The organism is Desulfobacter sp., from assembly GCA_028768525.1.
In the GTDB taxonomy this organism is placed as follows: domain Bacteria; phylum Desulfobacterota; class Desulfobacteria; order Desulfobacterales; family Desulfobacteraceae; genus Desulfobacter.
The window spans coordinates 1145522-1168682 of record CP054837.1; the positions used below are offsets into that span (position 1 = coordinate 1145522).

Annotated in this window: 25 protein-coding genes and 1 tRNA gene; 18 read left to right on the forward strand and 8 right to left on the reverse strand. The window is 51.1% G+C overall.

Annotated elements, in window-relative coordinates:
- The first annotated feature begins 13 nt into the window (after window positions 1–13).
- Window positions 14–1768: a penicillin-binding protein activator gene (locus tag HUN04_05220; GenBank protein WDP89160.1), complete on the forward strand. Its 1755-nt coding sequence runs from the start codon at window positions 14–16 to the stop codon at window positions 1766–1768.
- A gap of 58 nt (window positions 1769–1826) precedes the next feature.
- Here HUN04_05220 and HUN04_05225 read toward each other — a convergent pair whose 3' ends face one another.
- A complete protein-coding gene (locus HUN04_05225; GenBank protein WDP89161.1) occupies window positions 1827–2138 on the reverse strand; it encodes an AzlD domain-containing protein in 312 nt (103 codons plus the stop codon).
- Complete coding sequence (locus HUN04_05230) at window positions 2122–2814, reverse strand: AzlC family ABC transporter permease (GenBank protein WDP89162.1); 693 nt, start codon at window positions 2812–2814, stop codon at window positions 2122–2124. The genes HUN04_05225 and HUN04_05230 overlap by 17 nt, the downstream gene beginning before the upstream one ends.
- Before the next feature lie 262 nt (window positions 2815–3076).
- On the opposite strand from HUN04_05230, the gene HUN04_05235 reads away from it, so the two are divergent.
- Complete coding sequence (locus tag HUN04_05235; protein ID WDP89163.1) at window positions 3077–3580, forward strand: Lrp/AsnC family transcriptional regulator; 504 nt, start codon at window positions 3077–3079, stop codon at window positions 3578–3580.
- Window positions 3577–4764 (forward strand): cystathionine gamma-synthase family protein, encoded by a 1188-nt coding sequence (locus HUN04_05240; protein WDP89164.1) that lies wholly within the window; start codon window positions 3577–3579, stop codon window positions 4762–4764. The genes HUN04_05235 and HUN04_05240 overlap by 4 nt, the downstream gene beginning before the upstream one ends.
- A gap of 45 nt (window positions 4765–4809) precedes the next feature.
- Here HUN04_05240 and HUN04_05245 read toward each other — a convergent pair whose 3' ends face one another.
- Window positions 4810–5154 (reverse strand): hypothetical protein, encoded by a 345-nt coding sequence (locus tag HUN04_05245; GenBank protein WDP89165.1) that lies wholly within the window; start codon window positions 5152–5154, stop codon window positions 4810–4812.
- A gap of 208 nt (window positions 5155–5362) precedes the next feature.
- On the opposite strand from HUN04_05245, the gene HUN04_05250 reads away from it, so the two are divergent.
- Both HUN04_05250 and HUN04_05255 read left to right on the forward strand, forming a co-directional pair.
- Entirely contained in the window at window positions 5363–7033 is a 1671-nt protein-coding gene (locus HUN04_05250; protein WDP89166.1) for a D-aminoacylase, read from the forward strand.
- A 119-nt stretch (window positions 7034–7152) separates the two neighbouring features.
- On the forward strand, window positions 7153–8115 hold the full coding sequence (locus HUN04_05255; GenBank protein WDP89167.1) for a hypothetical protein: 963 nt from the start codon (window positions 7153–7155) through the stop codon (window positions 8113–8115).
- 181 nt (window positions 8116–8296) lie between these two features.
- Here HUN04_05255 and HUN04_05260 read toward each other — a convergent pair whose 3' ends face one another.
- Window positions 8297–8512, reverse strand: a complete 216-nt coding sequence (locus tag HUN04_05260; protein ID WDP89168.1) for a hypothetical protein — start codon at window positions 8510–8512, stop codon at window positions 8297–8299.
- Between the two features lie 407 nt (window positions 8513–8919).
- Between HUN04_05260 and HUN04_05265 the strand changes: the two genes are divergently transcribed.
- Complete coding sequence (locus tag HUN04_05265; GenBank protein WDP89169.1) at window positions 8920–9606, forward strand: DUF2293 domain-containing protein; 687 nt, start codon at window positions 8920–8922, stop codon at window positions 9604–9606.
- 54 nt (window positions 9607–9660) lie between these two features.
- Here HUN04_05265 and HUN04_05270 read toward each other — a convergent pair whose 3' ends face one another.
- Window positions 9661–10200: a hypothetical protein gene (locus tag HUN04_05270; GenBank protein ID WDP89170.1), complete on the reverse strand. Its 540-nt coding sequence runs from the start codon at window positions 10198–10200 to the stop codon at window positions 9661–9663.
- Between the two features lie 674 nt (window positions 10201–10874).
- Window positions 10875–11882, reverse strand: coding sequence for an AraC family transcriptional regulator (locus HUN04_05275; protein ID WDP89171.1), 1008 nt, complete (start codon window positions 11880–11882; stop codon window positions 10875–10877).
- Window positions 11883–12034: 152 nt separating this feature from the next.
- Between HUN04_05275 and HUN04_05280 the strand changes: the two genes are divergently transcribed.
- The 3 genes from HUN04_05280 to HUN04_05290 all read left to right on the forward strand — a co-directional run bounded on the left by HUN04_05280 (window position 12035) and on the right by HUN04_05290 (window position 14098).
- Window positions 12035–12610 carry a flavodoxin family protein gene (locus HUN04_05280; protein WDP89172.1) on the forward strand — a complete coding sequence of 192 codons (576 nt, stop codon included), beginning with the start codon at window positions 12035–12037 and terminating at the stop codon, window positions 12608–12610.
- 170 nt (window positions 12611–12780) lie between these two features.
- Window positions 12781–13143: a DUF721 domain-containing protein gene (locus HUN04_05285; protein WDP89173.1), complete on the forward strand. Its 363-nt coding sequence runs from the start codon at window positions 12781–12783 to the stop codon at window positions 13141–13143.
- A 139-nt stretch (window positions 13144–13282) separates the two neighbouring features.
- On the forward strand, window positions 13283–14098 hold the full coding sequence (locus tag HUN04_05290; GenBank protein WDP93170.1) for an alpha/beta hydrolase: 816 nt from the start codon (window positions 13283–13285) through the stop codon (window positions 14096–14098).
- A gap of 85 nt (window positions 14099–14183) precedes the next feature.
- Here the strand turns inward: HUN04_05290 and HUN04_05295 are convergent, their stop codons facing one another.
- Window positions 14184–14642: a DUF1499 domain-containing protein gene (locus tag HUN04_05295; GenBank protein ID WDP89174.1), complete on the reverse strand. Its 459-nt coding sequence runs from the start codon at window positions 14640–14642 to the stop codon at window positions 14184–14186.
- A 577-nt stretch (window positions 14643–15219) separates the two neighbouring features.
- Between HUN04_05295 and HUN04_05300 the strand changes: the two genes are divergently transcribed.
- From HUN04_05300 to HUN04_05310, 3 genes are read left to right on the forward strand one after another with little or no spacing between them, the layout of a single operon-like run.
- Window positions 15220–15528, forward strand: a complete 309-nt coding sequence (locus HUN04_05300; GenBank protein ID WDP89175.1) for a hypothetical protein — start codon at window positions 15220–15222, stop codon at window positions 15526–15528.
- 16 nt (window positions 15529–15544) lie between these two features.
- Window positions 15545–15898, forward strand: coding sequence for a TraR/DksA family transcriptional regulator (locus HUN04_05305; protein WDP89176.1), 354 nt, complete (start codon window positions 15545–15547; stop codon window positions 15896–15898).
- A gap of 27 nt (window positions 15899–15925) precedes the next feature.
- Entirely contained in the window at window positions 15926–16372 is a 447-nt protein-coding gene (locus HUN04_05310; GenBank protein WDP89177.1) for a YaiI/YqxD family protein, read from the forward strand.
- Window positions 16373–16539: 167 nt separating this feature from the next.
- Here HUN04_05310 and HUN04_05315 read toward each other — a convergent pair.
- Window positions 16540–16616 (reverse strand) — tRNA-Arg (locus tag HUN04_05315).
- 141 nt (window positions 16617–16757) lie between these two features.
- Here HUN04_05315 and HUN04_05320 point away from each other — a divergent pair.
- From HUN04_05320 to HUN04_05345, 6 genes are read left to right on the forward strand one after another with little or no spacing between them, the layout of a single operon-like run.
- Window positions 16758–17720 carry an RNA polymerase factor sigma-32 gene (locus HUN04_05320; protein WDP89178.1) on the forward strand — a complete coding sequence of 321 codons (963 nt, stop codon included), beginning with the start codon at window positions 16758–16760 and terminating at the stop codon, window positions 17718–17720.
- Between the two features lie 18 nt (window positions 17721–17738).
- On the forward strand, window positions 17739–19502 hold the full coding sequence (locus tag HUN04_05325; GenBank protein ID WDP89179.1) for a tetratricopeptide repeat protein: 1764 nt from the start codon (window positions 17739–17741) through the stop codon (window positions 19500–19502).
- Window positions 19489–20277 (forward strand): hypothetical protein, encoded by a 789-nt coding sequence (locus HUN04_05330; GenBank protein ID WDP89180.1) that lies wholly within the window; start codon window positions 19489–19491, stop codon window positions 20275–20277. The genes HUN04_05325 and HUN04_05330 overlap by 14 nt, the downstream gene beginning before the upstream one ends.
- A gap of 57 nt (window positions 20278–20334) precedes the next feature.
- A complete protein-coding gene (locus HUN04_05335; protein WDP89181.1) occupies window positions 20335–21213 on the forward strand; it encodes an Mrp/NBP35 family ATP-binding protein in 879 nt (292 codons plus the stop codon).
- Between the two features lie 9 nt (window positions 21214–21222).
- Complete coding sequence (locus HUN04_05340; GenBank protein WDP89182.1) at window positions 21223–22398, forward strand: HD domain-containing protein; 1176 nt, start codon at window positions 21223–21225, stop codon at window positions 22396–22398.
- 5 nt (window positions 22399–22403) lie between these two features.
- Window positions 22404–23129, forward strand: coding sequence for a UPF0280 family protein (locus HUN04_05345; GenBank protein ID WDP89183.1), 726 nt, complete (start codon window positions 22404–22406; stop codon window positions 23127–23129).
- Window positions 23130–23161 lie beyond the last annotated feature (32 nt).

A 23161-nucleotide genomic window follows, 5' to 3' on the forward strand; every position in this document is an offset into this window, starting at 1 on the left:
GGAACCGGAGCCCATGCACTGTACCTGCCCTCTCCTGCCCCCCCGGACAGCCGCAGGTACCGCCTTAATTTTTCTGGCATTTATCGTGGCCTCCTGCAGTTCAGGCATCCGCCCCGCCCACCGGCCGCCGGAACACCACACGCCCCCCGCCCCGGCAATTGTTCCATCAAGCGCCCCTTGCGCCCTCCAGGACCGAAAATTTGACCGGGCAGAGGCCCTGGTCTTGAAAAAACGATTCAGCGCCGCCCTGGCCATTGCGTCACACATCGCCGAGTTTCCCTGCTCCCGGGACCGGCAATCAAAGGCCCTGGAACTGATCGGCGATATATATATGGCGGAAGGTAAAGAAGTGAACGCCTTTTATTTCTTTGTCCGGGCAGGCGAAAAAGCCGGCCCCCGCAAAGATTTTTCCCGGATTCTTTCAAAAGCCGTATCATCTGTGGCCCATATGTCCGCCGACAATATTATCTTTATCTTGGAAAAAACAGCCCCGCCCCGTATACAAAAGGCACTTCTCTTTCAGTCTGCAGCGGCAAAGGCCAACGCAGGCAACCCCAGGGAGGCCCGAGCCCTGTACCAATCCTTTATCAAGAAATTCCCCGAGGACACATATACGCCAGCGGCCAGATCCATCACGGCGGACCTGAACCGCCGGCCGGAGACCCTGACCCCGGCCGTCGGTATCCTGCTGCCCCTGACCGGATATTATAAAACCGGCGGCAGCAGGGCCCTAGGCGGAATCAATTATTACAGGCAAATCAGCGGCAGGGATGATCTCAGGTTCATCATCATGGACACGGCATCGGATCCCGGTCAGGCGGCCAGGGCCGTGAAAGAATTAAAAATAAAAGGCGCTGCCTGCATCATCGGCCCCATGGTCACCGCCAGGGCGGCGGCGGAACAGGCACGGGACCTGGAAATCCCAATGATTCTCCTCTCCCAGGCCCCTGATATCCCGGAAATTTCGCCCATGATCTTCCGGCATTTTCTTTTTCCCGAGCAGCAGATCAGAAGCAGTGCCGCCTTTATCATGGAAAAATACGGCCGCCGTGAATTTGCCGCCCTCTACCCCGATGACGATTACGGCAGCGCCTTTGTCTCCGCGCTCAAAAAACAGATCCCGGACATGGGCGGCCGTATAACGGATATCCAGCGGTACAGCCCCGGCCAGACGGATTTTTCACCCCAAATCAAATCGCTGATCAAAGGCTACCGGGCAAAGGGAAAGGACGGCCGGTTCAGGGACATCTCCTCCCGCCCCAGAAAAGAGCGGAACAAAATATACCGGGCCAAAACAGATTTCAATGTATTATTCATTCCGGACAGTCCGGACACCGCTGCCATGATCGCCCCACAGCTGAAGTATCACGGCATTTCAGATGTCATTCTCATGGGCACCAACCTCTGGCATACGGACAAGCTGCTCCAGGCTGCCGCCTACCTGAAAAATGCGGTGTTCACAGACGGTTTCCACCCGGAAAAGGAAAAGACGGCGGAATTCATCAGGCAATTCACGGAAGAGACCGGCTCTCCTCCCGGCTACATCCAGGCCGCCGCATACGAAGCCGTATCGTCCATTGCCCCGATCATTGCCGAGAGCAAGGCCTCAGGCAGGCAGCTGGCCGAAGAAATCAGCCGCGTCAACCGCTTCTCCGCCCTGACGTGCACCACCGGATTTGACCCCCGGGGGGAACCGCTGGATTCCCTTGATATTTTCCAAATCAGGGGTGGGGCCATCACCCTTGTCCGTCCATGCACCCACAGGTGAATGCCCGGTGTAATCCGGGCGTTACGGCCACCCTAAAAACGTTTAGGCGGCCATGGATTCAGAACAGGGCCCGCCCCCCTGCCACAATGCCCATTCCCACCACCATGGACAGAAAAACATTCCCTGTCCTGTGGGTGCATACTGCCGTGGCCAGGGCGGCTATTCCGCCAAGCATGCCCGCTGCGGCAATGCCCGGGGCGATCAGAGAGAGCAGCAGGGTTCCGGGCAGGGCATCCATAAAAATCTTGAACCGGCCGGTGGAAGGAAGGCGCTCGGAGAGCAGCAGCCCGCCGATGCGAAGGCCGTAAGTCACCAGGGCGGCGCAGACAATGGTGATAAATACCAGGGTTTCCCTATTCAGTGCATCCATGGTCCGCCTCCCTGTACATCAATGCCTGTACCAAAGCGCCGCCCATCCCCCCGATGAGAATATACCATTTGCCGGGCAGCCAGGCTTCAGCGCCAACGGCCAGACCGGCCGCAGCCAGCCAGGGCAGAAGATTGCGCCGGCCCTGCCACATGGAAAACGCCAGGGCCGTGAACACAGCAATAAAGGCGAAGTCCAGGGCGTAGACTTCGGGGTTCTGTATCGTGGCGCCCAGCCTGTGCCCCAGAAGGGTGCCGGCAGACCAGGCCGCCATCAGGCAGATACCGCCCCCAAAAAGGAACAGGGTATTGGTCCCCCCTTTCCGATGGGCCGCCATGGTCACGGCCCAGTTCTCATCTGCCACAAAATGCATCACCGCCATTTTATGGAACAGACGGTGCCCGGAAAATACAGGCCGCAGGGACGCCCCGATAAGCAGATACCGCAGGTTCATGATCAGAACCGCTGCCGTAATCTCCGCCACGGGCAGGGAAGCGGTCCACATGTCCACCATGACAAACTGGGCAGAGCCGGCAAATACGGTGATATTCATGAAAAGCAGCTGGGTCCAGAGAATGCCCTTCTGGGCCGCCAGCACCCCCAACACGCTGCCGTATGACATGACGCTCACCGCCACGGGCAGGTTTGCTGTCCATCCGGCAAGAATTTCTTTTTTCATTTTCCATTCCTTTCAAGGTTACAGGGAAAATACCATACCACAACTGCCTGCTTTCACTCTAGTAAAATTGAACGTTTCATTAAAACAGCCTGCTCCCGACGCCGTTGGATTGTAAAATTTCCATTTTTTTTGCCCGCCCGGGCACCATTATGAATAATTTAATAACTTTCTAAAAATAAATTTGAATTATTCTTAATTTAATATGATATACAAAAAATATTTAAGTATATATAAAATATAGTATATAAAATTTGAGGTGGCCATGCTGAAAAAAAAATTAAACAAATTAGACGAGACAGATCGGGCGATCCTCAGGGAAGTCCTCCAGGACGGCCGGATCAGCAACAATGAGCTGGCAAGGCGGATCAATCTTTCCCAGCCGGCGGCCCATGCCCGGCTCAGGCGGCTGCAGTCGGCCGGTGTGATCCAGGGATTTACCGTGCGGCTGGATTATGAGGAACTGGGATATGAACTCGCCTGCTTTTTCCATATCCGCCTGCGGGACCATGCAGAATCGGATATCGAAGGATTTGAAAAAAAGGTGGCCGCGTTCCCGGACGTCATGGAATGCCATTACCTGACCGGGGAATGGGACTACCTGATCAAGGCCGTATTCCAGAGCCGGAGGGCCCTTGAGCATTTCATGCGGAACCGGCTGTCCGCCATCCCGGGGGTGGCCCAGATTGTCACCAGCCTGGTGCTCTCCGAAATCAAAACCGGTAACGCGCTTTCACTGACCCATGATAGAAAAGGAGATGACAAATGACAGATAAAAACAAGATAAAAAAATCCACCCAATGCATATGGGCCGGAGAAGAAGAATACCTCATGCAGGGTGCCACCCAGGTGCCCGTCGTTCACAGCGTATCCTTCGGCTACAGGGATGTGGATGAATGGCAGCAGGTGGCCCTTGAGAAGAAACCCGGCCATATTTACGGGCGGAATACCAATCCCACGGTGGCCGTATTTGAGGAAAAAATGCGGCAGCTTGAGGGAGCCGAGGCCGCCACCTCGGCAGCCACGGGTATGGGCATCATCAGTTCAACCCTGTTTGGCCTGCTCTCCCCCGGGGACCGCGTCGTGTCCGTGAAAGACACCTACGGGGGGACAAACCGAATTTTCCAGGAATTTTTACCCCGGTTCAATATCGAGGTCTCCCTTTGCGACACCACGGACCATGAAGCGGTTGAACGGGAAGTGGCCAGGGGCTGCAAGATTCTCTACCTTGAAAGCCCCACCAACCCCACGGTGAAAATTGTCGATATTGCCCGACTGTCAGCGGCAGGTAAGGCAGCCGGGGCCATTGTGATGGTGGACAACACCTTCGCCACCCCAATTAACCAGAACCCCATCGCCCTTGGCGCAGATCTGGTCCTCCACTCGGCCACCAAATTCATCGGCGGCCATGCCGATGCCTTAGGCGGCGTGGCCTGCGGCAGAAAAGACCTGGTAAAACAGATCTACCATTTCAGGGAAATTAACGGGGCCACCCTCCACCCCATGGCCGCCTATCTCATGATCCGGGGGTTGAAAACCCTGGCACTGCGGGTGGAACGCCAAAACGCCAATGCCATGGAAATCGCACAATTCCTATCTTCCCATCCCAAAGTAGAACAGGTCTTTTACCCCGGCCTTGAATCCTTCCCCGGCCATGACATCGCTAAAAAGCAGATGAAAGGCTTCGGAGGCATGCTCAGTTTCATGCTTAGAAAAAATGATTTCGATGCGGTTAAACGTTTTTTGCCCAATTTGAATTTTGCTCATGCGGCCGCCAACCTGGGGGCGGTTGAAACCATTGTCGGCCCCCCGGCAACCACCAGCCACGTGGAATGCTCCCAAAAAGAGCGGGCAGCCATGGGAATTCCCGAGAGTCTGATCCGTTATTCCACCGGCATAGAGGATGCACAAGACCTGATTGCAGATCTGGATCAGGCCCTGGGCAAACTATAACCGGCTCGGTTCCATCGGCAGCAAAAGGGGGTTACCCGCCCTCCTTTACAGCGGTGTGTAAACCAAAGAATTCGAAGCGTCATCCCCTCTTTGCCCGGCGAGTTCCAACGCCGCTGTAATGGCGCCGAGCCCCTTTTCATCCACGCCGATGGCCACCTGACGCTTATCTTTGAACACCATTAACAGATAAACCAGGGGAAGGGGTGAAGAAATTTTACCGGCAATGGCCGGCATTTCTTTTATGGATTCAAGCTGATTTAAATCAAAACCAACCATCCGTTTCTCTATCAACCGCTCTCTGAGATTCGGCTTTACCCAGAACCGGTTCTCGGTTTCATCTAACGTCACCCTTCGGCATTGATGTTTTTTATTGACATACACCATCTTCATTTTTAATCTCCTGCGTAGCGGCGGCCCGGACCCTGCACTGAGGATTTCAGACTACCATAAAAAAGCCGCCCTTTTTCAATGATCCTGAGGACTCAAACCCAGGCCGATTGGGTAAAGGAGGCCATCAAAGGGGGCGGAAAAAGCATAGCAAGAAAGATGGAAAACGTAAAGAATTCCCTATTAACCGGTCAGCGAAAGGAGCAATTCAATGACGGATGTCAGAAAGCGGATAAACAGGCGGCAATTTCTTGAAACATCAATTAAAACCTCTGTTGGCATTGCTACGGCTCCGCTTCTATCGACAGGCCTGTCCGGCTGCGGGGAATCCGGCAGCTTCCCCTACGACACGGTGTTAAAAGGGGGACTGGTATTCGACGGTACCGGCAACGCGCCGGTGATCACCGATATCGGCATAAAGGGGGACAAAATTATTCAAACAGGATCCATTGACGCCCCCGCCGGCCAGGTCATTGACGCAGAGGGACTGGCTGTCATGCCGGGCTTCATTGATGTCCACACCCACTGTGATCTTACATTCATCAAATCCGGATGGAAGCGCCACCTGTCCTGGATCATGCCAAGCTGGAAGGGCAACCGCAACTATATAGGGCAAGGCGTAACCACGGTGGTCACAGGCAACTGCGGCTGGGGATTCGGGGATATCGACCAATGGTATGGCAGTCTCGACCGCCTCGGGTTTGGCACCAATGTCTACCACCTGGCCCCCCACGGCGTCATCCGGGAGGCACTCTTCGGCCCGAACCAGCCCGCCGAACTGAACCGGTCCCAGATGGCATTGATGAAGAAACGAATTGAAGCGGAACTGGAAAAAGGGGCCATAGGGGTGTCCACCGGCCTCGAATATGCGCCGGGCCTGCTAACCCCGCCCGAAGAACTGATCGAACTCAACCGGATCGTGGCCAGGTACGGAAGGGTATATGCCACCCATATCCGGAATGAATCCGGTGCCCTGAACCCTGCTACAGGCAGAATCTGGGTCGAACAGGCCATTGAGGAGGCAATAGAGGTCGGGCGGCAAACCGGCGTACGGGTCGAAATCTCCCACCTTAAACTGGCAGCCCCCTTCAACGGCAACTCAGCCGCCCTGATCCTGGATCCCATCGAAAGGGCCAGGGCCCAGGGACTGAAAATAACGGCGGACCAATATCCTTATGCTGCGGGCTCAACCATTATTTCCATTCTCATGCCCCCGGCCTTTAGGGCGGCCCAGGGGATAAAAGATCAATACAAAACCAGACAAGGCAGGAGTCAGGTAAAAAAAGCCATTCTGGAGGTCTTCTCGTATATGGGAGCGGATAAAATACTGATCACCATGTGCAATGAGAATCAGGCCTATGAAGGAAAAACCCTGGCTGAAATCGGCGAAATGGAAAACAAATCCCCGGCCGATATCTATACCGATCTGGTAAGTGGGGACAGCGTGCCCATAGGGGTGTTCTTTGCGCAGGATATGAGCGTGGTTAAAGAGATTATGACCAGGGACTATATATTGACCGGATCAGACGGCTGGACAGTGCCCAAGGGCATGACCACCCCCCACCCCAGGACCTATGGCACCTTTCCAAGAAAATTGGGGAAATTCTGCCGGGAAGACAAACTCATTGATGCCTCCGCCTGTATCCGGTCCATGACATCGCTGCCGGCCAAAACCTTCTGCATGAAAGACAGGGGGGAGATTAAATCCGGTTTTTATGCGGACCTTGTGACGATTGACATGGAGAAGGTGATGGACAGGGCAACCTACCTTGCCCCTCACCAATATGCTGCCGGCATCACCCACGTCATGGTCAACGGCAAATTTGCCCTGAAGGATAATGAATTTACAGGAGACCGGTCAGGGAGGACCATTAGATCCTGATTTTTTAAATTACCAATATAAAAAATGCTGAAAAATCAGGGATTCCCTGATTTACATCATCTATTTCTGTCTGGTATGGAGTAAGAATCTATTTTCAACATTAAGGCAAGGAGGCGATCATGGCTGGGAAATCTTTCCACTTTAACGGTGTTCAGGCAGTACTAACCGATATTGGCATCCCTTCAGGCCAGGCGAACATGATCGCCACCGCCTCCCAAGCAGTCGACGATTTCAAGGAAGATAAGCTGATCGTTTTTGATGATGGCCGCCTCTTTTACCCCATTGTCACGGCACACGAACATTTAGACCCGGACAATATTGACAGCAGGGATGCGTCAAATATCTGGATGCCGTTTCACTTTTTCCCGGATGACGATGGGGTGTGCAGACCGGAAACAGACAATGTTAATGCACTGATCAAATTTGTAGGCAGACAGATTAAAGCCCCTGACTGCTCTGAAACAAAAAAGAATATTCTGGTTGGCATTCTTCTGCACATCCTCGTTGACACCTACACCCATGAAGGGTTCATGGGGCTTTATTGCAGGCATAACGACATCTCAGATCTTGATAGCAAAAACGAATTCGACTTGGGGGTATTGGCCAATGTCCTGCCTGCGATCGGCCATGGAGAGGCCTTAACCTATCCGGATGACATGTGGCGCACCTGGAGTTATACGGATGCCCAGGATAAAAATGTGGCACGGAACAATCAAAAAGTTTTTCTGACCGCCATCAGGCAAATCCCCAGGATCCTTGGCCAGCTGGGGATTGATGCGGGACAGATTGATGATGAAAAAGCGGCAAAATACAAGGCCATACTAGCAAAGGAAAAAGGGCACGGGGACGATTTTGATGCCATTTCCAGAACAGCGAATCCTGCAGCAGACCTTTCCTATAAACATTGGAAGGAATTAACACTGAGGCCTGTCCACTCCAAGGAAAACAAATATATAAAACTTAATCCCGGAAAATTTGAGCAGTCTGAATGGTATTTGTTTCAAGAGAGCGCCAAGGAAGTCAGAACCTTTTTCAAGAAAAAAATATTTCCCAAACTCATTGTCAGGACAAAAATTTATTAGCAAATAATAATCCGGTTCACCCCTTCTATCCCGGCCGTGTGCGCCAAAGCAGGCGGCGCGCACACTTTCTTTATTTCATGGGGGACAGTCGTGCTTCAAGCGGCTGGAACCTCATAGGTGCATCTCAGGCCGTTTTCTTGGTCTGCAATGCCCTTTTCGCAGACGCTTTGTGCTGTGATTTCTAGGAAATTTTCTTCTGGTATTCCTCTGGGAAATAAAAGCCGCTAAAGGACGGGGACTGTTCTGCGCCACCCGATAGATACCCAAGGCCCGTTTCAATGACAAGAGTGCAATCATGATGTGGCATATCATCTACTGTGTTCTTGCCATCCATGGCTGTATAGCCCGACTCAAAATGCTGCCCAGATTTTTCTAATGCCTTGGATATTGTTCCCAATTTTCCCCCGTTTATTGATTCCTGATAAATAAAATAAGAATATAAGCTGCATGAAAGGTGCCATTATAATGGGCCTGCATCATCAACACCCAGACGGCCGCCGCAACCCATTGGAATCACAACAATTATAAGGAAAGGAAAGAAGATATTATTCTTTATTTTTCAGAGCAAATAACCGTCAGTTTTATGACATCCCAAGTATGTATTACCACCCGGGCAAAATTTTCCCGGTTAAAAACAATGGATTCATTTTGCACCAAACGACCGAGGCAATGGACATAAAGAGTCAAGGTCATAGACCCCGCAGGGTTGACCAAACAGGAAGATACTGACATGGTAAGCTGGTTTTAGCGAGTCCAGCGGGGACCAGTATTAAAGAGATCGAATTGAAGGGAAAGGCAGATGCCATGGCGCATGACCATATAAATGTTTCACCGGGTCAGGCAGAGGGAACGCTGCAGTCAGCGTCCGGGGAAAAACTGACACCACCTGAGGGGTGGGCGTTTCTGCCCGCAGGAGATGCCGCTGTCACCAGACGGGTAAAATCAAAGGGACCGGTGTGGGTGGTCCAGATAAAACAGCGCAGACGACTGATATCAAAAGGGGTATGGGCCCCCGCAGACCACATCCTGTCATCACAACGGGAAGTTGAAGCCCGGAGGGCAGCACCGGCATATGCCAAGGAACGGGAACGGGCTCTATCCCGGCGCCAGGCCAGACAGGAGGCCTATGTACGTGACTTTTACGACCAGGTTGTCAAATTTTTGGATTTCCATCCCAGGTATGAAAAAGAGGCAAAACACCTTGGGGAAATCATCACGGCCCATGCAACTCCTGTGGGCAGCGGAACAGTTGCCAGAACCCAGCGCATCCCCATTGAAAAACGGGCCCGGGCGGCCGTCATTGCCTGGATGCGCCACAAGACAACCGCCTATGATTCAATGAAAGTGCCGCGGGTAAAGGGGAAAAGGCGGGAAATAAGAAAACATCTGGCTGAAAAATCAATGGAAATTTTGAAAGTATACCGCCGGGGACAGGCCCTTGACGCAAACTGCCCACTGAAACAGGCATTGGATAAAAATCACTGTGTGTAAGCTCAAACGCCAACCGGCCCGGGTTCGGCCTTCAAGGCGGAGTCAATAGAACGGCTACGGGGCGTCCCGCCCCGTTTTCAGTACCCCGTCTGCAATGGCCCGAAAATACTCCTGGACACAAACTCCGTCCACTGCATATCGGTATAACGCCCTGGCAGGCGTAACCCCCCTGCCCTTCCAGACCCGTTGTTGCTTGATTCGATGGCGGATAATAGATACATCCAAAGCAGGCCGAATTTCAAATGCCTCAACCCGGATCGCTGTCGAATAGATTCCCAGAATATTCTCCTTAAAATATTCCCATCCCCCCTGGCAACCGGACGCCCTCCAATTACCAGAGTGCTCCTCTCCAAAGTAGGCCTTTACTTCCTCATTTCGCAAAATATCCAGCACCCGGCAAAGGCACCTGATCTTCGGGGCCGGCACATTCCCGGGAAAGGTCCCGAGACAAAACACCAGGTCCCCCTTTTGAAGCTCCCCTTCTGTCAGCACGCCGAACCGGGGATTCACCCTGAATTCCCATAGTTTAGTCCCCTCTATTATCTTTGTGAGATACTGATCATGGATGGAAAGAAAATATATTTCATGGGTCATAATTTTTTCCCCTCCTTCTCCGACAAATTCAACGACCAGCAATATCCGCGGTACAAAATAAAAAAGCAGACCGGAAATATCAACGGGTTTAGGGAGTGTTACCCTATTTTTCTCAAACTTGTGGTATCAACAACCGGGCCTTCGCATACGGGCTGAATCCAGACAATGAAAAACATAATGGAATTATTGCGCCCGGGATGCAAGAAAGGTCTGTCTAATTATGGGCCGTCCTCTATGCCTGAAAGCAAATTAACATCGGTACAACAGGATACCGCCCCTGATGTTACACAAAAGGGGCAGTACTGGCGGGGGGACTCGAACTTTCAGGTGGTGGAAAGTAAGAGGCCCTAATCAGAAAATACGACATTATTAATTAATGTCAATTAGCTAGTCGAGAGGGTTCTAAAATTTCCCTTTCAGGAAAACAGAACAAAGCTGATACGGGGCAATTACGACGATTTTATTATATAGCCTGATCGGCTTTAGGGAGTTGATATCCTCATGTATTGAGTTTTAATCTGAGCGGCAGGCTGGTTTATTTTTCGTTTTCTTTTCTATATCGCTCTTTTGGGACATACAGGCAAAAAATGGAATCTTTTCAAAAGTGATTCCCACTTAATTCAACCAGTGGGTCAACCCCGCCCCACCAAACACAGGGTTGAACCTCAGCCGTCTTAAGAGCGAAAAGAATTTCGGTAAGCCCCGGGAGTAGTGCCGGTCCACTTCTTAAAACTGCGGACAAAAACACCGGGCTCGGAAAACCCCATCATATAAGCAATTTCGGAAACCGAACAGGGACTGTGGCTGAGATACTCTTTTGAAAGAGTTTCACGAACATCCCGTAAGATCCCGGAATAAGTCGTGTTTTCCGCCTTAAGTTTTTCCTGCAGGCTTCGTACGCTCATGGCAAGCTCTCCGGCTACGGAATCGATCCCAAAATCTGAGCCCTGCATCTTCTCAACGATCAGCCGGCTGACTTTCCGGGTCACGGCATTTGACTGCTTCAATTCACCCAGATACCGTCCGGCATGCTGTTCCAGAATGGACAGTATTCCCGAATTCGACTGGATCACCGGTTGTTCAAGAAACGCTTTATCAAAGGCTAAATAGTAAACCAAAGCGCCAAATTCCAGATCACAGTCGAATACCCTGCTGTATTCGCTGGTATCCTCCGGCCGTTCAATGCCAAAACCGGCGCGGTCCAGCGAAAAGCGGTCTCCGATCAGGGATCGGATAATTCTGACCGTGCTTGACATGATCGCCTCATAGCAATGTTGCGTATGACCATAAGCGCCCTGAGTGGGAACGATATCCAGAAAACACAGGCCATCCTTCACCCGGCAGTCCACCCGGATCATGCTCCCCACTATTTCATGATATTCGGATGATTTTTCAATTGCCCTGCCCAGGGTTGGGCAATTCATCATGATATACCCCACCATATTCCAACTGGCCGGCACTGCATATTCGCCCATATGCAGACCGAAATAATCATCAGCCGTCATCCCGGCTGCCGCCTCCTGGATCCGGTTGTAATCACGGATACCTATCATTTGATCCGGAGATTCTGCCAGGCCGGGGTTAAGACCGGCAGCCCTGAGAATCTCTGCTGAATCGATCCCTTTAGCCGAGGCATACCGCAACAACTGAATCACTATCGACATGGACACTTCAAAGTCCATTCTTCCTCCTTTTGATTTCACACCATCCCCATTGCTGCGTGATTTATCAATTAATCCACATCTCCGGTCATTGGGCTAAAAACGGATTCATCATACCATAGAGCCCAACAGCAGATATACCCAAACATTGTGATGAACAAGGAGAAGAAAAAATGAAAATCACCTGTTTAAAAGGAAGCCCGAGAAAAAACGGCAACAGCTCAACCCTTGCCGATCACCTGTTACAAAAACTTGCAACACCTGAAAACTCGATCGCGACCTATTATTTAAACACGCTGAACTACCGGGGATGCCAGGGCTGTCGAAAATGTCTCACCCTTTCGGACAAATGCATCCTCAAAGATGATATGGCCACGGTCCTTGAAACGGTTAGACAGACCGATGTGCTCGTCATCTCATCCCCTGTCTACTACGGAGATGTCACCTCCCAGGCCAAGGCATTCATTGACCGAACCTATTCGTATTACCGTCCCGATTTTATCACCAATCCATTGATCACCCGGCTCACTCCCGGAAAAAAGCTGATCATGGTGCTTACCCAGGCCCATCCGGACGAAGCGCTGTTCAGCGACATCTTTCCCAAGTATGACGCCTTTTTCAGACGCCACAATTTCACGGACAATCACCTGGTCCGGGCCTGTGGTGTGATGGATGAAGGAGATATCAAAAATGAGACAAGGGCATTTGAAAAAGCGGCCCGCACCGCTGAGTTGATTTTAAGCCATTAAACCTGTGGCTGACAGCTTTCACTATCATTTTTAAATTGTTCTGATAAATACTTAGTGGGTTTTCATGGAAATAGAGTTGCGGCGCCCCCAAGCCATGGAGTATTATCCGGGAAATAATTTTTGGGATGACATGAGGATCAAGTTTTTAAAAGGAAAAGCAGGCATCTAAAATGAGCAACAAATACCGCAAAGAAATGCGCTATCATTTGGGCCGGGATTTGAGAAAAGAAAGCACCTTAGCTCCAAGGTCTGTAGGAGACATCTTAAATAGGCTTCTTCCCAAAATGCGCCCGAAACAGAATCAAGCCATGGATCAAATATGGAGTTGCTGGAAAGATGCTGTAGGGCCGTTCATTGCCGATTCTGCCAAACCCCAGGCCTATAAAGACGGTGTTCTGATCGTCCGGGTCGCCAGTTCAAGTCACATGATGCAGTTCCGATTTTTAGAAGCTGAGATGATAAAAAATTTGAACGCCATCCTGGATAGTGTTCAGATACGGAAAATAAATATGAAAGTGGGAAGGGTGGACTGATCTGACAAACGTTTCATGCACATACGACCTTGTTTGCAACTATAACGCATGTTTAAAACAGCTTAATTTTATGGTGTCTGTTATTGGTTTTTGAAAATATTTAAAAAGGAACCGGCCTGTGTTTATCACTGTCTGCGCAATGGTTTTTATCTATCTGCTTTTGTCAATTATGTTCGCCTATGCTGTAAGTCAGTTTCCTCGAAATCCTGTGGAAGATCCGCCGGACTGGGGTAAAATTACCGACATCACTATCCCTGCTGTTGACGGTGGTTTTATTGAGGTGTGGAGAATAGATCCGCCAGAGACTCCAAAAGGGATTATTGTATTTGCTCACGGATGGGGGAGAAATCGGGACAGGATGGTGGGAAGAGCAAGGATATTCGCCAAGTGGGGCTTCAGCACTGTGATTCACAGTGCAAGAGATCATGGGAATTCGAGCCCGAAACGTATGATGAACGCCGTCCGATTTGCTGAAGATATTGAAACCGTTATAAACTGGGTGGGAGAACCGGTTTCCCTCTATGGGCATTCTGCCGGATCGGCAGGAGCAATCATGGCAGCCGCCAACCATGCTGAAAAAATCAAATTACTTTTTCTTGAAGCATCATATGCCCGAACCCAAAAAGCACTGCTCAGCCTCTACAGATGGGCAAATAAGCTTTTCGGATATTTATTCGGCCCGACAATACTCTTCTGGCTAAATATTTATTATAAAGGGAAATTGGATCATTACAGCCCAGCTCGAATTGCTCAGAACATTAATATGCCTGTAATGATGATCCACGGCGAAAAGGACCGGCGGTTTCCACTTGATTTTGCCAAGGAATTAAAAAATAGCTTTAAACACGATGCTGTGTCCCTGTATATCGCAAAGGATGCCGGGCATAGCAATTCGAGCCAGGCGCCTGGATATGAGGCTGCTATTAAATTATTTATTGACCAATATTATTTTTGATTTTGAGCCATGTATGATACAGGAATGGGCGAGCTTATTATCTGGTTCTAAAAAAAATAATCCATGTTTACTCGACTATAAGTTTCTAAATTTCCGGGTTAGGGATGTTTTTAAACTTATTCCGGATCTGTTCAACTCTCTCTTGATTCACACCAAGATCGGAGTATCCGAGACGGGAAGCTGAACGGATATGAATGAGCATTTCACCTCTCTGCTTTTCAGGAAAATAAAATTCAAGGTCATCTGTAAATCCAAACAAAGCAGATGTAAACTCTGCCCGAATATAGTCATCTCTAATTTCAACGACTTTTGCTCTTGGTTCAGATTCAAGAATTTTCAGGAGACGGTTTTGGGCTTTTTCTTGTGTTCCCATAAACCGAATCGGTTCTATATGATGTTTCTCATCAACGGCCTGACTACTCACACAATTTGGAGTTTTCGGGCATGGCATCAATCTACCGTTGCTTATCCCCAAATCCGGTCGGGTGCCCGAGCAACCTGCCAGCACTATCAAACTCAACATAACAACTGAAAAATTATTCATTCCCTCCCCCTTCCTTTTTCTTGGTTCCGATTAGAAAAAAGCTGTAATCAATTTCTCCATCAGTGAGTCCATTTTCCTTCGCAACTCCAAAATGCGCCATTCATGGATAACACCCTATAGCAAATGATGCAGCCAGTTGAATCATGACCGTTGTTTTCTGAATATCCTTAGGCATTTTTCACAGTTGATTCATAAAATTATTGAAGAATAAGCAGACTGTAGCATAGATAGCAAGGGGGATTTGAATTCCTATATTTTTTCTACAGGGTATTCCTTTGATCTGTTTTTACTCGTCGGGTTTGAGTTCAAAAAACACCGGAGACATACCATGTTTGTCTCGATCAGAAACATGTACCGAAACATCCACTGGTGATATAAAAGTGGCAATCAATAACCTTTCATAAGGTCTGGTACGGGACTTTTTTTAATAAGCATGGTAAAAATACTCCGGTATTGTGGTTTATAGGGGATTGATCATCTGAATGCCAGGCATCATCCAAAGGACCACCAATGGGAAAAGAAAATAAATAGTTCGGTCCGGCCTTTATTTTATTACCGAAAGAGAGGGGGGGGGGAAATGGAAGTTTATTGGGCAAACGTTGAGTTTGATATTAAAAATCCGGCTGCCTACGAAAATTGTGTGGGCGGTTTTGTTTATATGTTTTTTAAGGCCGGAGATGTTCTGGATGCGATTCCAAAAATTCAAGAATCACTTGAAGAAGAGGACCTGAGGCTGAACGCCATAGAGTTCATAGCGCCTTATGAACAAAGCCCCTGGGCCATTGGAGAAGACCAGGCTTTGTATGACAGCCTGGCAAAGGAAGCTGAAGCAAGTCACGAGGTTATCTGGGATGAAATTGCTGCATACGAATCAAGGGAAGAATAGGAGCTACTGAACACCTATGAATCCAAGCCAAAAACAAAAAATCAAACAGGCAATCGTTAAAAAAATAAACACCCTGGAAAAGAATATTGAAACCTTTCACGGTCTATCCAAGCCTGTGTCCCCGGATAGTGCTATTGGCAGGCTGACAAGAATGGAAGCCATTAACAGCAGAAGTATTAATGAGGCGTCACTGGCAAAATCAAAACAGACCCTCAACGCTCTTAAAAAGGCTCTTGATTCCATTGAGACTCCTGATTTTGGATTATGTCTGCACTGCGAAGAACCGATTGCCATTAAACGACTTGTGATCATGCCTGAAGCCTCACTTTGCGTGGAATGTGCTGAGAAACTCAGTAAAGGCCAAGCTTAAATGGTGGAGGGTTCCATAGGAAATTCAATGGCGATCTGGGTAGATGCGGATGCTTGTCCGGTAAGGATAAAGGATTTGCTGTACAGGGCGGCGAACCGGACAAAAATTCAGGTGACATTGGTGGCCAACCAGAATTTACGGATTCCCAAATCCCCTTATGTAAAATTTCTACAGGTGGCCTCCGGGTTTGATATTGCCGACAATGAAATTATCAAAAGGATGAAGCCAGGGGATCTGGTGATAACCGCAGACATCCCTCTGGCCTCAGAGGTCATTGCCAAAGGCGGGACAGCACTGAATCCAAGGGGAGAACTTTACACTCAGGATAATATCACCTCTCGGCTCTATGTTAGGGATCTCATGGAAAACTTGCGATCCAGTGGAATGGAAACCAAAGGCCCACCGCCTATGACCCCAAAGGATTGCCAGAATTTTTCCAACAGTCTGGATAGATTTTTATTTGCCAAAAGATAAATTGGGGAAACATCTGTTAAATTTTCAAATCATTTTTTCAGTTCCACTTACTTCTCGGAACTGTCATTGAGCCGTTTAAATCGGATAGAATCAAAAGCGCAAGACTTGGGCGCAAGACCAAACTAAAAAAGGCTCTCAGCAAAAACGCTGAAAGCCTTGATAGTCAGTGGCGCGCCCGGCGCGATTCGAACACGCGGCCTACGGATTAGAAGTCCGTTGCTCTATCCAGCTGAGCTACGGGCGCAACAGGAGGATCTTTTACCAAAACTCTCCCTCTTTGTCCAGTAAAAAATGATGATCAAGTGATAATTTTCAAAATATATTGCTTTCGTGGAAAGTATGATAATGATATACTTACTTTTTAATTCAACCTAAGGCTCATTGAATGAAAAATACTGACGATAAGACGGATTCCAAAGATAAAAAGCGACTGACCAAAAAAGACTTTCTGGTACCCGCAGGCAAAGCAAGGGCAAGTAACAGCAAGGCCCTGGTCAAGTCCGATCCCATCCAGAGTTATCTCAATGAAATAAACCGCTACAAACTGTTGACCCGCGAACAGGAGGTTGAACTGGGCAAGCGGATCCAGGAAGAAAATGACCAGGAGGCCGCCTATATCATGACCACCTCCAATCTCAGGCTGGTGGTAAAAATAGCACTGGAGTTCCAGCGGATATGGATGCAGAATCTCCTGGACCTGATCCAGGAAGGAAATATCGGCCTTGTCCAGGCCGTGAAAAAATTCAACCCATATAAAAATGTTAAATTCTCCTATTACGCCTCCTTTTGGATCAAGGCCTATATTCTGAAATTCATCATGGACAACTGGCGAATGGTGAAAATCGGCACCACCCAGGGCCAGCGCAAACTCTTTTTCAGACTGAAAAAGGAAAAACAGCGCCTCATTGAACAGGGATTCGATCCCAAGCCCAAACTGTTGTCCGAGCGGCTGGGGGTTTCTGAGAAAGAAGTTGTGGACATGGACCAACGCCTGGCCAACTGGGATCTTTCACTGGACGAACCCCTGAAAAACGATTCCAACACCGAGCGCATCGAATTCATTAATGTGGAATCGGACTCCTCGGAAGACCAGGTGGCCAAAAAGGAGATCGAAGACATTCTTCATAAAAAGGTGGCGGAATTCAAGACCACCCTGAACGAACGGGAACTGGATATCTTCGAGCGCAGGATTTTTTCTGACAGCCCCCAGACCCTTCAGGAAATCGGGGAAGTCTATTCCATTTCCAGGGAGCGTGTCAGACAGATTGAAAATAATATTCTCAAAAAAATGAAGGCTTATTTTAAAAAGGATATGCCGGACTTTGACATGTACGACCACACCCAATAATACCAAGGTGACCACTCCATGAAAAAAGCCATTCTCTGGGCCCTGCTCACCCTGTTGCCCCTTTCTTTTATTAACGGATGCGTCCAGGGCACGGCAACCACCCACCCCCAGAACCTGAACACCCGGGCTCCGGAGCCCGACGACGCTGCACCGGCCGATGACACGGTTCTGGCAGCCCCATATTATTACCTGGCGGCCCGCCGCCATTTAAATAAGGGCGAACTGGAACTGGCTGAAGCCGCCCTGGGGGCTGCCATTGAAAAAGACCAGGAATCATCTTTCCTGAAACGGGAAATGATCCGCCTGCTCCAAGGCCAGAAGAAAACGGACATGGCCCTTGATATGGCCGAAAAACTGGCTGAGCAGTTTCCGGACAATGTGGACAACCTGCTGCTCCTGGCCCGGCTGAAAAAAGGCAGCGACAGCGAGCTGACCGCCCTTTTCAAGCAGATACTCAAGCTGGCTCCGGACAACAGGGAAACCTATTTGCGCCTGGGCAAAATCTATATGGACGGGGAGAAGCCCTCAGAGGCCCTGGAACTGTTCACCAAGATGGTGAATGTGTTCCCCGATTATTATGTCGCCCATTTTTACCTGGGGGAGGCACAACTTCTCACCGGCGCCAAAAAACAGGCCCAAACCTCTTTTCTCAAAACCCTGGAGCTGGAACCGGAACTGGTAGAACCCAGGTTCAGGCTCATTGACATTTACCGGGAAGGGAATACTAAAAAAGCACGAAAAAAAATACTAGCCCAGTACACGGAAATCCTGAAAATGGAACCGGGCAACGACAGGGCACTGCTGGAACTGGCCCTGTTCCACTATAAAAACAAGGCGAAAAAAAAGGCGGACGAACTCTTTGGCCGGCTGGGACAGGAACTTAAAGAGAATCCCAGGCTGGCCATGGCCGCCGTGGACGCCTTCATCAGCCGGAAACGGTATGAAGATGCTGTAATCGTCTTTTCCCGGCTCCGGGAGGCAGCCCCTGCCAACACCGGTCTGAATTTTTTCCTGGCCATGGCCCACGAGGCCCTGGATCACAGGGATGAAGCCATTGAATACTACCTCAAGGTTCCCCCGGAGCACCCCCAGTACAAAAAGGCCATGCTCAGCATCGCATTCCTGCACCGGGATCAGGACCGCATGGATGAAGCGGTGAAATTCCTTGAATACCACCACAGCCAGAACCCGGCGGACATTGACATCCTCTCCTACCTGGCCTCGTTTTACGACGAAGAGCAGCGTTATGAAGAAGCCATGACACTGCTCCAGACCGGCCTCAAGCAGAGCCCGGAAAACACGGCGCTGATGTTCAAGCTGGGGGCGACCCAGGACAAGGCCGGCCTCAGGGATGACTGTATCAAAACGATGAAGGCCCTGCTCCGGGTTGACCCGGACCATGCCGGGGCCCTGAACTATCTCGGCTATACCTATGCCGAGATGGGCATCTTCCTGGACGAGGCCCTGGACCTGGTGCAGCGGGCCCTTAAAATCAAGCCCGGAGACGGCTATATCACCGACAGCCTGGGCTGGATCTTTTTTAAAAAAGAGGCATACGACCAGGCCATCCTTCACCTTGAAAAGGCAGCCGAAATCTCAAAATACGAAACCATCATCGCCGATCACCTGGCAGATGCCTATGCCAAAAACGGACAGCCCCAAAAGGCCCTGGCCACATACAAAAAAGCCCTGGCCAATGCCCAAGAAGACCAGCAGGACCTGATCAAAAAGATCAAGGCCAAAGTCAAAGCGCTTGAACAACGACCAGATGAAACCCAATAACAGCCTTCCGTCGTCCCTGTTCCGGTCCGCCCGGCTCTTGATTGCCGCTGCCCTGATCGCAGGCGGGCTGGCCGGCTGTACCTTAAAAAAACCGGTAACAGACCCGGCACAGGACAAAGAGGCCCGGGCCGCCGTCCTCAAAATCCGGGAATTCAACCGGTCCATTACCAGTTCCAAGGGCGTTGGCAGGCTGGTGGTCACCGGCGGCGGCCAGAGAGAGTCCTTTAAAATGGCCTGGGCTGCCCGGACCCCAAACCGACTCCGCCTGACTCTGATGGTCTCCGGCCACCCCGTTGAAACCATTGCAGCCAATGGGAAACAGGTGACATTCGTCTCCCACACCGGCAGGCACCGCCCCCATACCACCCCGTCCGCAGACCCTGACCTGGACACCTATATCGGCGTACCGGTCCGCCTCTCGGAAATGGTTGCCATTCTGCTGGGCCAAATACCGGTAAGGGAATTTGACCGGGCCTGGATGGTGCCGGGACGCACCGGGGCCATTCATGCCAATAAAAACTATTCAACTCAGATCCAGGAACTCACAACGGACAGCAATGGGCAGCTCACCTGTTTCAGGCGTCTTGATGCCCACAGGGCAGAGATCTTCGGCATGGACATTGAGGCCTGGACCCAAAAAACAGGATTCCGTATCCCCGCCTCCCTGTCCGTATATGACGCCACCGGCCGCACCCTTTATATTTCCCTCTCCGGAATGATTCCCAATGCGCCGGTAAAAGAATCAATGTTCATATTGACAGGCCCGGGATCATGACCATTATGTATGTGGATTTTTATTAATACCATTATCTCATAGGGAGACATACATATCATGATCCACGACAATGTAGAGCAGGCAAAAAAGAAAAGCCAGGGCTGCCCTTCCCAGCAGGGCGGCAATGATGCAGCAAGAAAACAGCAGGAACAGCAGGCCATGATCAAGGCCAACCTGGCCAAGATCAAACATAAATTATTCGTTCTCTCCGGCAAGGGCGGGGTGGGCAAAAGCTCTGTTTCCGCCAACCTGGCCGCCAGCCTGGCCAAAAAAGGCTACAAGACCGGCCTCATGGATGTGGACGTTCACGGTCCCTCCATTGCAGGAATGTTCGGCATGACCGAACTGCTGGATCTGAGCCCGGACCAGAAACTGCTCATGCCCAAGCAGATCAATGAAAACCTGAAAGTGGTTTCCGTTCAGGCCCTGATGCAGGACAAGGACCAGGCCATTATCTGGCGCGGCCCCGCCAAAACCGGCATGATCCAGCAGTTTGTGGGTTCCGTGGAATGGGGCGAACTGGATTTCCTGGTGATTGACGCCCCTCCGGGCACCGGCGACGAGCCCCTCACCGTCATCCAGACCATCCCCGAAGCCCAGGGCATCATTGTGACCACCCCCCAGGAAGTGGCACTGGCTGATATCAGAAAGTCCATCTCATTCTGCAAAACCGTGAAGATGAAAACCCTTGGCATTGTTGAAAACATGTCCGGCTTCACCTGCCCCCACTGCAATGAGCACATCGACCTGTTCAAAAACGGCGGCGGCGAAAAGACCGCCAAGGCCCAGGGACTGAACTTCCTCGGAGCCATTCCCTTTGACACCCGGGTGGTTGCTTCCGGCGACGAAGGGGTTCCCGTAACCATGGGCGAGGAAGACAGCGCATTCACCCTGGCCTTTGCCAAGGTGGTGGACAATATCCTCGAAGGGGTGTAACCCCCGGGCATGACGCCTGATTCAAATATCCTAGCCGGGGCACTGAAGGCCCGCCTTTCCTCAAGGGAAAAGGCCTGCTTCAGTGCCCCGGCCTGTTTTTCCCACACCGCCGTCAGACGGCACGCCGAACCCAGATCCCATACCGACTACCGCCTGGCTTTTTCCGCCGATGCCGACCGCATCCTCAACTCCATGGCCTTCAGCCGGTATCCGGATAAAACCCAGGTCTTTTCCCTGATCAACAATGACCACCTCACCCACCGGGTCCTCCACGTCCAGATGGTCTCCCGGGTGGCCAGAACCATCGGCCGCTACCTGGGGCTGAACACCGACCTCATTGAGGCGGCCAGCCTGGGCCACGACATCGGCCATCCCCCCTTCGGACATGACGGAGAACGGTTTTTATCCAGGCTCACCCAGGCCAACGGAGCCGGTAGTTTTCACCACAATATACAGAGCCTCCAGTTCCTGGACCGGATTGAACGGGGCGGAAAGGGCTGGAACCTCACCCTGCAGACCATGGACGCCATCCTCTGCCACAACGGCGAAGTCCACGCCAGGCAGATACGGCCCGAATCCCGCAGTGGATTTCAAGCGCTGGACGACCTGACCGCTGCCCTGAAATCAGGAAAAAAAAAGGATGCCCTGCCCATGACCCTGGAAGGCTGCGTGGTGCGCATGGCCGACACCATCTCCTATATCGGCCGTGACCTGGAGGACGCCGTCCGCTTAAAGCTGGTCACCCGCGACCAGGTGCCCCGCCCCTGTGCTGAGCTGCTGGGCACCACCCAGGGTACCATTGTCTTCAACCTGGTCACGGATATCATCCGGACCAGCCTGGATCGTGAATTTATCGGATTCTCCCCGAAAATTTCAACGGCCCTTGAAAAGCTGAAGCGATTCAACTATGAATTCATTTATCAAAATCCGGTGATCAAGGGACATCTCACCGGCATTGAAGATATCTTTAAATATCTATTTGACAGGTATCTGACCGACCTTGAAAAAGAGAACCGGGAATCGGTTATTTTTACTGAATTTCTGGAAGGGTTGGACCAGGGCTACAGGAATAACCACAGTGCCGGTGAAATTGTCCGGGATTTCATCGCGGGTATGACCGACTCCTATTTTATCAGACAGGCCCCGCCCCGCCTCAGGCCCAAAACCATTGATCAAGTCAGGTGAGCCCCATGTTTGACAACCGGGAGACCTACCGCAGCCGCCACAATAAACAAGGGCTGACCGCCTTTAATGCCACGGTAAAGGAAACCAATCTAAACATCCAGGCCGCAACCGACCTGTCCAGGGAGGCGGTGAGGGCCATCCTTACCTACAGGCAGCACATCGAAGCCCATATTTCCGCCCACCCGGAATTTGCCGCCAGCCTGGCCCCCCTGCCCGATCCGGGTCCGGCACCGGCCATTATCACGGAGATGATTGGTGCCGGACGGGTTGCAGGCGTGGGCCCCATGGCCGCCGTGGCCGGGGCAATGGCTGAATTTACAGGCCGAGAACTCCTTGAATACTCCACGGAAGTGGTGGTGGAAAACGGGGGGGATATTTTTGTAAGCTCCCATACCGATATGGTCTTCACCATCTATGCCGGCGACTCCCCCCTGAGCATGAAGGCCGGCATACAGGTGGCCCGTCAGGACCACCCCTTTGCCATGTGCACCTCTTCGGGCACCCTGGGCCATTCCAAAAGTTTCGGCCAAGCCGACGCCGCCACGGTCCTGGCGGATTCCTGCGCCCTGGCCGACGCCGCGGCCACCGCCCTGGGCAACCGGATACAGGGCCCCCAGGACATCGAACCGGCCATTGCCGCAGGCCGTGCCATGAACGGCATCCGGGGCATCGTGATCATTGTCGGCAAACAGATCGGCCTCTGGGGGGATCTCCAGCTGGTCCGGCTTTAATGCATTTCCAGCGCCGGGCAGCCGGCAGCATC